The organism is Bacillus sp. AL-1R (genome assembly GCF_052180195.1).
In the GTDB taxonomy this organism is placed as follows: domain Bacteria; phylum Bacillota; class Bacilli; order Bacillales; family Bacillaceae_G; genus Gottfriedia.
In genome coordinates, this window is record NZ_CP197469.1 from 3,939,268 (window position 1) to 3,951,719 (window position 12,452).

Here is a 12,452-nt window from a genome sequence, read left to right on the forward strand (position 1 = left end):
ATAAACTATTTTAATAATGAGGAGAAAATACTTAAAATGAATTTTGAAGTAGTAAGACCATCTAATATTGATCAACCTAAGGTTAGTATCATTATTCCTGTATATAATGTAGAAAATTATATTAAAGAAACAATTGAATCACTTACCAAACAAACATTAAGTCCAATTGAAATTATATTAGTTGATGACGGTTCAACTGATAATACGCCAAACATTATCAATGACCTTTTAAGCTTGTATCCAAATATACTATATGCCATTCAGAAAAACGCTGGTCCAGGTGTAGCAAGAAATAATGGATTAACTTTAGCTAAAGGTGAATACATTAGCTTTGTAGATTCTGATGATTTATTACCTGAAGATGCACTTGAAACTATGTATCTAGCAGCAATAACTGAAGATGCTGAAGTCGTTACGGGCGCATCTTTAAGCTTTAATAGTACTCGTTCTTGGTATATCGCAAGCCATGTTAATAATGGTGTATATACTCCTGGTACTAAATCACTTATTGCAAATAAAGGACTATTATATTCTTTAGGCCCTTGTAATAAAATGTTTAAATCGACTTTAATTAAAGATATGTCATTCCCAACTGATATTAGAGTAACGGAAGACCACCCATTTATTATTGAAGCTTATTTAAAAGCAAATAAAATTTTTACAGTTGATAAAGTAATCTATCATTACCGTAATCGTGAAGAAGAATCAAATCTTTCTCTTTCACAAGTAGTACGTGTTGATTCTGTGAAAGTTTTACGTGATATCTTAAAAAGTTTAAGTTATTCTAATCAATTATGGAATCGTTTAATTCAAAACGAACTAGAGCGTTTAGATGTAATGGGTGTTTATTACCATCGTATCGTGACGGCTGATCTATGGCCTGCTATTATGAGCGCGGTTCGTTCAAAAGATGCTTCAATTCAAGAAGAAGCTTTTCAATTAATTTATGATTGGCTTAAGACACTTGACTATAAGTTATATAATAAAGTACCTGCCTTAACTAGAATTACATCATACGAGTTAGTACCTCATTATGGTCTATTATCACAAAAGGCAAAACAATTGCATTTAAACTGGTTAAAAGAATGGGCAAAACTTAGTAACCCAGGTACAATGCATACATTGAAAAACTCTAGTCGAAAATTTGATACACACTTATGTTTAAAAGCATTACAAAAAAATTCAATCAAACCAATTCAGCGTCATATTAGCAAACGTGATCGCCGAAAACGCATCAATAAAATGAAGAGTCGTTTTAAAAGCGCATTTGCACGTCGAGTAGTTTTTAAGTTTGCTAGTTTACTACCTGTAGAAAATACAATTGTTTTTGCATCAAATAAATCAAAAGGTCTTGATGATTCATATCCTTTTATTTACGAAGAAATTAGAAACAAACGCCCACAATATAAAGTAGTGGATGACTTCTTAAAAAAACGTGAGTTCTCTGATTTATGTAAAACATACTACCAATTTGGCCGTGCTAAATATATTATTCTAAATGACTATCACCGCCAAATTTATAAAATGAATTTTAGAAAAGAAACAGAAGTAATCCAAATGTGGCATGCTTGTGGTGCATTCAAAAAGTTTGGACATAGTGCAGTAGGCTTTGCCGATAGTAATCCAAAACAATTTGAAACAAATGCTCACAAACCATATACAAAAGTTGTTGTTTCAACGAAGGAAGTTGTACCTCATTACGCTGAGGCATTTAATATAGATCCCAAAAATGTATTACCTTTAGGACTACCTAGAACTGACCTTTTCTTTGACGATGTAACAAAGGATTATGTTCGTAGAAAATTCTTAAATAGATTTCCAAAATTAAGAGATAAAAAAATTATTACCTATGCTCCAACATTCCGAGGAAACCCAAGAGATCGAAAAACGTTTCATTTGGAACTTGATTTAGCTTCAATGCAAGAAAAATTAGGGGAAGATTATGTACTTGTTCTAAAATTGCATCCTGCAGTTACGAATAATGTAAAAATCCCTGAATCTGCTCGTGATTTTGTATTGAACTTAGGTAATGAGAACATTAATGAAGTATTATTAATGACAGACATTTTAATAAGTGACTATTCTTCATTATTATTTGAGTATGCATTACTTGAAAGACCTGTTATTTTCTTTGCATATGATTATGAGAACTATATGAAAGAAAGAAGTTTCTTCTATGATTATCATGAATTTGTACCAGGTCCAATTACTTCAACTACAAAAGAAATTATCGATTTAATCGAAGAAGATCAGTTTGATATAAATAAAGTAAAAGAATTCAACCAACGTTTCAATGAAATAGCTGATGGACGCGCTTCAGAAAGATTCGTAGAAACATTAATTAAATAATGTGTAAAAGGCAAGTAAGCATTTAAATCCGTGGATTTATCTGTTTACTTGCCTTTTCTTTGATTGAACCGATTCATAAATCCTTTAAATAGGAATAATTTCCAATCGTTTTGACAAAATTACTTTTAACTAATAAATAAACTTTTATTTAATCGTTTGAAATGAGGAAAAATTGATGAGTTTTGAGTTAATAATCAACCCTGATTTAAAGGACGTTAAAGTTAGTTTAATCATCCCTGTATACAATGTAGAGGAATATATTGAAGTAACCTGTTCATCCTTGGTTAATCAATCACTTGAAAATATCGAAATTATATTTATAGACGATGGTTCAAGTGATCAAAGTGTTGAATTAATTAAACAATATGCAAAAGATTATCCTAATATTGTATTAGGTATTCAAGATAATAGCGGACCTGGTACGGCTAGAAATAATGGTAAAAAGATTGCTAGAGGTGAGTATATCGGCTTTGTCGATTCTGATGATTTATTGCCTCACGATGCAGTCGAAGCAATGTACCAAGCAGCAATTGATGAAAATGCAGAGGTTGTTACAGGGCAATCATTAAGCTTTAATAGTACGCAAAAATGGTTTATTGGCAGTCATGTTAGTAATGGAGTAAATATACCTGGAGAGAAATCATTACTCTCAACCCCTGGACTACTCTATTCACTTGGACCATGTAACAAACTATTTAAAGCTAGCCACGTCAAAAATATCAATTTTCCTAAAAATATAAAAGTAACTGAGGACCACCCTTTTATCATTGAAGCATACTTAAAAGCCAATAAGATTTTCACCGTTGATAAAGTTATTTATTACTATCGCTCTAGAGAAGCTGAAGATAATATTTCCTTATCTCAAATTGTCAGAGTTAATTCTGTTAAAGTCTTAAACGATATTTTAAAGAGTCTATCAATTTCCGACACTCTTTGGGATCAATACATTGAAAACAAATTTGAACGCAATCAATTAAAAGCACATTATTACCAAAGAATCGTCATGGCAGATATATGGCCAGCAGTTAATAGTGCTATTCGAAGTATGGAGACAGAGGCACAAGTTGAGAGTTTAAAACTATTTTTGGAATTTGTTAATAAAATTGATCTGAATCTTTATAACAAAATCCCTGCTTTACCTCGGATTCTATCGTATGAAATCGTTAATCGATATCATTTTATGAGTCCAGAAGCTAAACGAATACATTTAGACCTTCTAAAAGTTTGGGAAGAACGATTAAATCCGGAAATGGCGCATCAATTAATAACTTCACAGCACAAATTAGAAGTTAATGCTTGTTTAGCGGCCGTTCGAAAAAATAGTATATCCCCTATTAATAGTCTAGTCAGAAAGAAAGCAAACAAAAAAAGAAAAAACAAATTCTCAAGTCGCTTAAAAAGTGCCTTCGCAAGACGGGTTGTCTTAAATTTTGCAAAAATACTCCCAATGAAAAATGAGATTATTTTTGCATCAAATAAATCAACTGGACTTCAAGACTCTTATTATTTTATATACGAAGAACTAATTAAAACAAAACCAGAATACAAAATTATTGGCCATTTTATTCGAAAGCGTAATTTCTCTGAGCTATGTAAAATGTATTATGATTTTGGACGCGCAAAATATGTCATACTAAATGATTACCATAGACCTCTTTATAATGTAAATTTACGAAAAGATACGAAAGTCATTCAAGTATGGCATGCATGTGGAGCTTTTAAAAAATTTGGACTTTCTGCAGTAGGTTATAAAGATAGTAATAGTGAGGACTTTGAAATTAAAGCACATACCTCTTATTCGAATGTGATTGTTTCTTGCGATGAGATTATTCCTTTTTATGCAGAAGCATTTAACGTTCCTGAATCGAAAGTTTTAGCATTAGGTCTACCAAGAACGGACTTTTTTTATAATGAAGAAATGTTAGAGTATGTAAAACGAAAATATTTCAATAAGTATCCAATGCTAAAAGGCAAAAAAATCATTACTTATGCACCAACATTTAGAGGTAGCCCGAAAGAGCGAAAGAATTTTAAATTACAATTAAACCTAATCCAAATGGCCAATCAACTCCAAGATGAGTATGTCCTTGTACTAAAACTACATCCAGCCGTTAAAAAAGGGATTGTTATTCCACAAGAGGCTAAAGATTTTGTCATTGATTTAGGCAATCATGATATGAATGAAGTACTTTATCTGACAGATATACTAATCAGTGATTACTCATCACTTGTATTTGAGTATGCAATTTTAGAACGACCAATGATCTTTTATGCATATGACCTTGAAGAATACTTAGATGAAAGAAGCTTTTTCTATGATTATGAGGAGTTTGTTCCAGGACCAATTGTCAGAACAACGGATGAAATCATTAACATCATAAAAGAAGATAACTACGATCTTCAAAAAGTAGCTGAGTTTAATCATCGTTTTAATAAATATCAAGACGGCCAATCAGCTAAAAGATTAATTCAAACTTTAATTAAATAATGAGGCTCTTGCCGACTAGTTATTTTACATGGTCTAGTTTGTCTTCCTATGGTAAAATTAAATATCATAATTTTAGTTAATAGATAAAGAAATCTATGATTGCTAGTACATTATTTAAGGAGAAGTTTTATGAAAAAGATCTTGATTACAGGCGGTGCTGGTTTTATTGGTTCGAATCTTGTAAAAATGTATGTAGACAAAGGTTACCAAGTTGTAGTTGTAGATGATCTTTCAAGCGGAAACATGGCTACTCTTCCACCAAATGTTACTTTTTACGAAGAAAGTATTGGTCATTCTAAATTTATTGATATCGTACTAAAAGAAAAGCCAGATATCATCAATCATCACGCAGCACAAATCGATGTTCAATTTTCAATCCAAAATCCTTTAGAAGACGCAAAAATTAATATTTTAGGTACAATCAATTTATTAGAAGCTGTGAAAAAACTAAGAGAACAAAAAGAAGTAACGCTAGTCTATGCTTCTTCAGCAGCTGTTTACGGTAACCCAGTCTATTTAGGAGTGGATGAAAACCATCAAAAACAGCCTATTTCATATTATGGCATTTCAAAATTAACACCTGAATATTACATAAATGTATACCATCAACTATATGACATCTCTTATACGATTTTAAGATATGCCAATGTATATGGTATTGGCCAAGATCCAAAAGGTGAAGGCGGAGTGATTAGTATTCTAATGGACAAAATCCTATCAAATTCTACTTTCACAGTTTTCGGAGACGGCGAGCAAACTAGAGATTATATCTATGTAGAAGATATTGTTTCAGCAAACTTCCTAGCTGGAGAAAAACCAGCAAATGATGTATGTAATGTTGGCACAAATAAAAAAACATCTTTAAATACATTATTAGATATTACTGAACAAATTCTAAACCGAAAAATTGAAGTCCGATACGAAGATGAACGCAGTGGCGATATTCGTGATAGCTATTTAACAAATGAAAAAATAAACTCATTATTAAATTGGCAACCAGCCTACACTTTGTCTGAAGGACTGGAAAAAACATTGAATTATTATATTCAACAAGCTAATAAGGCTGTTGACTAAACTTAATACCATATCGAAAACAAAACGACTAAACTTTGTTTACTGTAAATTACAGGCAAGCAAAAGGTTTAGTCGTTTTTATTTCATTTTTGTTTAATAAAAAGCTCTGTTATTAAATAACGTTGATTTTCTTATTCAAGTAAATGGCAGGTTAGTTGAATAAGAATTTAATTATATCTTGGATCATTTTATAAAAACTTTTTGGAAATTCTACTTCAACTTGTAAACGAATATCATTCTAATGATACAAATTCTAGAGCAAGAAGAGGTGATAGCTTTGATTCAAAAATTACTGCTTTCTATGGATCAAATGATTTCCATCATTCAAAATGGATTACAAAAAACGAACTCTCCAAAGCATGTAACCATTATAGGAGCAGGAATTTCTGGTTTAGTTGCTGCTTCACTTTTAAAAGAAGCTGGACATCAGGTTACTATTATTGAAGCAAATAACAGAATAGGAGGGAGAATTTACACTAAAAGGGAACCTTTTATTAATAATCAATATATAGAACTTGGTGCAATGCGTATACCTTCTTTTCATTATTTAGTTATTGAATATATAAAAAAATTCAATTTACAAGTAAATGAATTTATTAATAGTACTCCTAATGATGTGATTTTCATCAATAATGTATTAACAAATCAAAAAAATTATGAAGCAAATCCAGACCAATTAAACTTTAAACTAACCTCAAGTGAACACGGAAAAACTGCAACAGAATTGCTATTATTAGCTGTTGGTCCAGTAATTGATTTTATAAACCAAGATCCTGAGAAAAATTGGGATATCGTTATTAAATTGTATGATCATTATTCGATGGCAAACTTTTTAAAATATAACCCTGTTGGCGTATCACTATCAACTGAAGCAATCAATTTGGTAGAAGCTTTTGTTGGATTAGAAGGATTTTCTGAACTTGCATTTACTGCAATATTAAGAGAAGTTTTAGTACTCCTAACAAAGGATCTAAAACTTTATGAAATTACAGGAGGAACAGATCATCTTATTAATGGATTTTTACCACAGCTTAAAGATGACATTGTTTCTAATCAAAGAGTAAAAAAAATTATACAACAAGAATCAAGTGTAACAATTTATACAGAAAATCAAATACTTAATACTGAGCATCAATTGACTAGCGATTTTGTTATTTCAACAATTCCTTTTTCATTGTTGAATTTCGTAGATTTACTTCCCTTTGAGTCTATTTCATATGAAAAGAGAAAAGTTATTAGAAAGATACATTATGCTAATTCAACTAAAATAGGGCTTCAATTTAAAACGAGATTTTGGGAAAAATATGGATTATATGGCGGTAAGCTAACGACTGATTTGCCAATCAAGTTTTCGTATTTTCCAAGTCATGGTCAAGGGGCGTCAGTCAGTACAGGGATAATGTTAGCAAGTTACACATGGGAAGATGATTCTAGTATCTGGGATAATATGACACAAGCTGAACGTATTAGAATTGCTTTGAATAATCTTTCGTATATATTTGGAAACGAAGTGTTCACTGAGTTTTTAATAGGATATTCTCATAATTGGTCTGATTTTCCTTATTTTGGTGGAGCATTTGTCATGTTTAAACCCGACCAAGTAAAAGAATTGGGTCAATATATTAGTACTCCAGAAGGGAGAATACATTTCGCAGGATCACACTCGTCTACTACACCAGGTTGGATGCAAGGTGCGATTGAAGCAGGAGTAAGAACAGCGTATGAAGTTAATAGTAGATAAATTAAATATAATGGATTTCCTTATGCAACTAACGCTTGCTTTAGTTGTATATGAAAAAGCAAAGATCACAATTTTTTGTGGTCTTAATTTTTGTTCAAAAAATCAACAATCTACTTTAACAGAGCCAATAAAAAAAGACTACCCTTGAAAAATTTTCAAAGTTAGTCTTTCCTATTACATGATTACTTTGTTTTATTCTTAAAATGTTGAATAATCACTTCAACAATTCTTCTAGAAGCTTCTCCGTCTCCGTATGGGTTAGATGCTTTAGACATTTTTGCATGTGCTTCTTCGTCCGATAACAGTTCATCGGCTAACGAGAAAATGACTTCTTCGTCAGTTCCAGCCAGCTTCAATGTACCAGCATCAATTCCTTCAGGACGTTCTGTCGTGTCGCGTAAAACAAGAACTGGTACGCCTAGTGAAGGTGCTTCCTCTTGTACACCACCAGAATCAGTTAGGATTAAATGCGATCTTGCAGCAAAGTTATGGAAATCGATCACATCTAGTGGTTCGATTAAATGGATTCGATTGTCATTTCCTAATACTTCATTTGCGATTTCGCGAACAACAGGATTCATATGTACAGGATACACAACTTGAATATCATGATGTTTTTCGACTAAGCGCTTAATCGCTTTAAACATATTTCTCATTGGTTCCCCTAAATTTTCACGACGATGTGCAGTCATTAACACTAATCTGTCATTTCCAATTTGATCAAGAACAGGATGAGTATATTCTTCTTTTACGGTTGTTTTAAGTGCATCAATTGCAGTATTACCAGTAATAAAAATTGATTCTTCCTTTTTATTTTCAGCTAATAAATTCTGTGCTGATTTTGTCGTAGGAGAAAAATGCAAATCCGTCATGACACCCGTTAATTGACGGTTCATTTCTTCTGGGTATGGTGAATACTTGTCCCAAGTACGTAAACCAGCTTCAACATGCCCAATTGCAATTTGATTATAAAAAGCTGCCAGACTAGCAATAAAAGTAGTTGTCGTATCCCCGTGAACTAATACAATGTCCGGCTTTACTTCTTGCATAACCTTATTTAAACCTTCCAATCCTCGAGTTGTTACATCGATTAATGTTTGGCGGTCCTTCATTATATTTAAATCATAATCAGGCGTGATGTCGAAAATTTCAAGAACTTGATCCAACATTTGACGATGCTGAGCTGTAACCGTCACAATTGATTCAATTTCATCTGGATGTTTAGCTAATTCAAGCACAAGTGGCGCCATCTTAATTGCCTCTGGTCTTGTTCCAAAAATGGTCATTACTTTAACAGTCAAAATTCTTTCCCCTTTCAAAAACAATTCGGTAAATTGAAATATGTATCTATCTATTGTATCGTAACTAACGAAATAAAGACATTTTTTACCATGAAAAATACCGTATATTCCTCTATTCACATCACAAATTATACAATTTAATCGTCTTAATTCCTAATAAGTTCTTTAACTAGTAATTTTCCTATTCGATCTCACAAATCGAAAAAAGCCTATACACTTAGTTTCCCATATTTGAAATCATTCATACTTGAGGCTAAGAAGAAAAAGCACAGTTCCTTCTATTCAAGAAATCACTGTGCACTAAGATCTACTTAATGTACTAATTTTACTTGTAACTCATCAATTAGACTCAAAATCTCTGAACACATTTTATCCATACAGTAATTTCCCTTCACAAATTCAACTAGTTCTTGCTTATTTCCTTTTCTACGACTCGCAATGTACTGAGCTGCTTGATCAATTGATTCAAAGATATACTCATCAGGGAAGATCATACGAGCTCCTTCGCGATGTAAAACAATTGGTACAGCGCAAGAAGCCATCCCTTCAACGGGTGCTAAGTGAAAACTTTCATAATCGCTAACTGATAAAACATAACCAATTGACTCGAACCACTCCGCTGAATCTCCCCACTCTTCAAATTGAACTTGATCACGATAATGGGAATTCTCAATTTTTTTAAATAAACTTGTATAATAATCCTGCTCTTGTTGATTATTCCATACCCAAGGAAACTCTTTCGGATGCTTCCCTTTTATTGAAAGCGTATATCGACTGTCTCTTACATATAACTTTTCAAACAACTCAAGCGCCCGATCTAACCGTTTTAGCTTCGGTACATAACCAAGTAATCCAATTCGAAAATCTGCATCATATTGCTTCGGCAAATGGAATTTATCGACATCAACTCCATTTTGAATGACGATCATCTTTTCCCTAGGAATCCTTGCAACACGATGAAATTCCTCAAATATATAAGAAGAAATCGCAATAATCTTATCAATCTTCGTAAAATCAAATCGTTCTGGAAAAGGCGTATTCATTTCAAATCGATGCATTCTAACAATTAATAATTGATGATCTTTTTTATGCTCCTGATACCAAATCACATTTCCAAGTCCCCACTCACAAAAAAGAACATCCGCCCAATTAACAATCTCTAAACTTTTGCCAACTTGATGAATTGTATGACCTTCCCACAAATCAATTTTTAGTTCAATATCACTTCTAGCTTCAAACCTCTTAATCGCATCGTTTATAAATTTTAAATCATGCCCGATAATCGCCAGTTTCATAAAAACAGCTCCTTATACTAAAATACGCTCAATCTCGTCTTGGCTAATGGCTTGTTCATAGGCATCTCGATAAAAATTAAACTCATCAATTTCAAAAAATTGAACACCAGCTTTTGAGAAATGGCCAATTGTTGATTTATGATCTAAAAGCTTTATAAATTCATTGGGGTGAAGAAATCTAGTCGCCTTTTTACAAATCAATGCCCCATCAATATAGCAATCATTTACGTAGTTATAGCTATTTCCATTGCCCTTAGCAATAATCGTATCATTCGTGTACTTAGTCGCTAACATCAAATCTCTTAAATAATTGTCTCCATAATAATGATCTAGATTAATTGGAGCAATATAATTCGAATCAACGAGATCATTTAAGCTAAAGTAATGATGGCAGTAATCAATTAGATAGGTTTTTACTTCTCCATAATTGTTTTGATTAAAAATATTTAAATAGCCTTCAAACAAATCGAGTAGGATCACTAGCTTTTTTTGTTTGATTCCTTGTCTATTGTAAATCGAGATTATTTTTTCATAATCAGCTTTACTTCGAACAATTCCTACTAAAGTAGCAGTCTCTTCATATTTCTCATATGGCAGATTAATAATGTCGAATAAATCTTCCACTCGATTCGTATATGTATGTTCTTCTAATACTTTTCGCAATGTGAGTAGCCGATTTTTTTTATAAAAAGTCTCATCTGTATAATAGTTTGAAAGACGTTGTTTCATGATCTTTTCATCGTCTGTCGCTGTTACAATCTCTCCAAACATTCGATGAATCCCTTCTGAATGGGAACTAATAATCGGGGTATTACTTGCTAATAACTCAAATACTCTCCGGGCAAACATAGTCGGAGATTTCGTAATACTATTTACATTTAGTGCTACTTTATAGCCTTTATACGCAAGATCAATTTCATTTTGTTTTAAGTTTCCAACAATAAATGGTTTATACTCATCTGGAAATTGATTAGGACTTGTTGGATTATGATAGTTACGGTCATAAATATCTAGCCCGTATTCCTTAGAAGAATCGACTAGCTTCTCCATCGCACTCGTACGCTCAGGAAACTTTTTACCATAATACGCCCCGGCAAAAACTACTTTCTCTTTCCGAGGAATAGATTCAATTGGATTGTGAATTTTCGGTTGAGCTGCAAAAGGTAAGCAATAAACATTTTCACAGCCTTCATCCATATAGTTTTGAACTGATTCAAAATCAGTCGTGAATACATAATCAAAATGCTTTGCTGTATCAATAAAGGCTTGATAATGGAACGGATCTTCCTTATTCCAAAAAACGGTCGGGATCTTATGTTCTTTACACCAATAAACTAATTTTAATAGTTTCGTATGATTTCGATGATTTTTCGTACCGATTTTATCCTTCCAAGCTCCATCATTCCCAAGCCAGGCAGACTCGCAAAAAAATAAATCTATTCGATGCTTTTTAAATTCCGTCAACCAATTCTCAGGCGTAATTTTTACAAGTTGAAACTCATAATCAAAGCATCGTGTCGTAAATTCGTCGGCGATAAACCCTACTCGAAAGTCCTTAATTTCTTTCTTTTGTTTGTTCAAGTGAGAATTGTCTATCGTACTATTTTTATATGAACCCATTAATTTAGCATGGAATAAATGAAGTGTGGCCGCACCTGTCATATAAATAGAAAAAGAAGCCGATTGGATCCTGCTTTGATTAATTTGAGATAGATCAACTAACTCCTCCATCTGGAAATTGACTGTAATTGCGTTATACTCATGATCTACAAATCGTAGCTCACAAACTACCTCACACTTACCACTCACAAAGCCCGTAATGCCAAATTTAGTAAATAACTGACTCCTACCTTCATTAAAAAGTAGATCCATTAATTTTTTTTCGTCTTTATAATCAATAACCGCAGTTTGTTTTATTAGTTTGTTATGAAATAGCGTTTGCTTTTCCTTTTGAAACTTTTGAATCCCTTTACTAACGATAAAATCATCAGCTGACAATGGAAGTACCTCATGGTTTTGAAAATAGAAGGGTTCATCCACATTCATTAATTCTTGCAGCATCATCTTCGTGTCATATTTTTCATTACGTAATCTAGTAATTTGTTTTTCGATTAATTCTTTTAACATACATGACCCCTCATTTTCTTTTTACATACTTCAAGAGCTTCCAGTATTTCCTAGCTAATTTGCCAAACTTTGAATTC

At 32.4% G+C, this 12,452-nt stretch carries 8 protein-coding genes; 5 read left to right on the plus strand and 3 right to left on the minus strand.

Annotated features, from left to right (window positions below; all coding sequences use genetic code 11):
- Positions 1-36: 36 nt before the first annotated feature.
- The 5 genes from ACSBO6_RS18890 (at position 37) to ACSBO6_RS18910 (ending at position 7,800) form a co-directional block, all read left to right on the plus strand.
- Positions 37-2,349 carry a bifunctional glycosyltransferase/CDP-glycerol:glycerophosphate glycerophosphotransferase gene (locus tag ACSBO6_RS18890; protein ID WP_498843834.1) on the plus strand — a complete coding sequence of 771 codons (2,313 nt, stop codon included), beginning with the start codon at positions 37-39 and terminating at the stop codon, positions 2,347-2,349.
- 175 nt (positions 2,350-2,524) lie between these two features.
- Positions 2,525-4,837, plus strand: coding sequence for a bifunctional glycosyltransferase/CDP-glycerol:glycerophosphate glycerophosphotransferase (locus ACSBO6_RS18895; protein ID WP_498843835.1), 2,313 nt, complete (start codon positions 2,525-2,527; stop codon positions 4,835-4,837).
- Between the two features lie 129 nt (positions 4,838-4,966).
- Positions 4,967-5,911, plus strand: a complete 945-nt coding sequence (locus ACSBO6_RS18900) for a GDP-mannose 4,6-dehydratase (RefSeq protein WP_498843836.1) — start codon at positions 4,967-4,969, stop codon at positions 5,909-5,911.
- A gap of 301 nt (positions 5,912-6,212) precedes the next feature.
- Positions 6,213-7,652, plus strand: a complete 1,440-nt coding sequence (locus tag ACSBO6_RS18905) for a flavin monoamine oxidase family protein (RefSeq protein WP_498844684.1) — start codon at positions 6,213-6,215, stop codon at positions 7,650-7,652.
- Complete coding sequence (locus ACSBO6_RS18910; protein WP_498843837.1) at positions 7,633-7,800, plus strand: hypothetical protein; 168 nt, start codon at positions 7,633-7,635, stop codon at positions 7,798-7,800. The genes ACSBO6_RS18905 and ACSBO6_RS18910 overlap by 20 nt, the downstream gene beginning before the upstream one ends.
- Positions 7,801-7,834: 34 nt before the next feature.
- Here ACSBO6_RS18910 and wecB read toward each other — a convergent pair whose 3' ends face one another.
- The 3 genes from wecB to ACSBO6_RS18925 all read right to left on the minus strand — a co-directional run bounded on the left by wecB (position 7,835) and on the right by ACSBO6_RS18925 (position 12,375).
- On the minus strand, positions 7,835-8,938 hold the full coding sequence (gene wecB, locus ACSBO6_RS18915; RefSeq protein WP_483295162.1) for a non-hydrolyzing UDP-N-acetylglucosamine 2-epimerase: 1,104 nt from the start codon (positions 8,936-8,938) through the stop codon (positions 7,835-7,837).
- Between the two features lie 326 nt (positions 8,939-9,264).
- Positions 9,265-10,248, minus strand: a complete 984-nt coding sequence (locus tag ACSBO6_RS18920) for a glycosyltransferase (protein ID WP_498843838.1) — start codon at positions 10,246-10,248, stop codon at positions 9,265-9,267.
- Positions 10,249-10,260: 12 nt separating this feature from the next.
- The gene (locus ACSBO6_RS18925; RefSeq protein WP_498843839.1) at positions 10,261-12,375 is read right to left on the minus strand and encodes a CgeB family protein; all 2,115 of its coding nucleotides are present in this window, start codon (positions 12,373-12,375) and stop codon (positions 10,261-10,263) included.
- Positions 12,376-12,452 lie beyond the last annotated feature (77 nt).

Coding starts and splice junctions, on each gene's coding strand:
- ACSBO6_RS18890 (WP_498843834.1), top strand. CDS start 37: ATGAATTTTGAAGTAGTAAGACCATCTAATATTGATCAACCTAAGGTT.
- ACSBO6_RS18895 (WP_498843835.1), top strand. CDS start 2,525: ATGAGTTTTGAGTTAATAATCAACCCTGATTTAAAGGACGTTAAAGTT.
- ACSBO6_RS18900 (WP_498843836.1), top strand. CDS start 4,967: ATGAAAAAGATCTTGATTACAGGCGGTGCTGGTTTTATTGGTTCGAAT.
- ACSBO6_RS18905 (WP_498844684.1), top strand. CDS start 6,213: ATGGATCAAATGATTTCCATCATTCAAAATGGATTACAAAAAACGAAC.
- ACSBO6_RS18910 (WP_498843837.1), top strand. CDS start 7,633: ATGAAGTTAATAGTAGATAAATTAAATATAATGGATTTCCTTATGCAA.
- wecB (WP_483295162.1), bottom strand. CDS start 8,938: ATGACCATTTTTGGAACAAGACCAGAGGCAATTAAGATGGCGCCACTT.
- ACSBO6_RS18920 (WP_498843838.1), bottom strand. CDS start 10,248: ATGAAACTGGCGATTATCGGGCATGATTTAAAATTTATAAACGATGCG.
- ACSBO6_RS18925 (WP_498843839.1), bottom strand. CDS start 12,375: ATGTTAAAAGAATTAATCGAAAAACAAATTACTAGATTACGTAATGAA.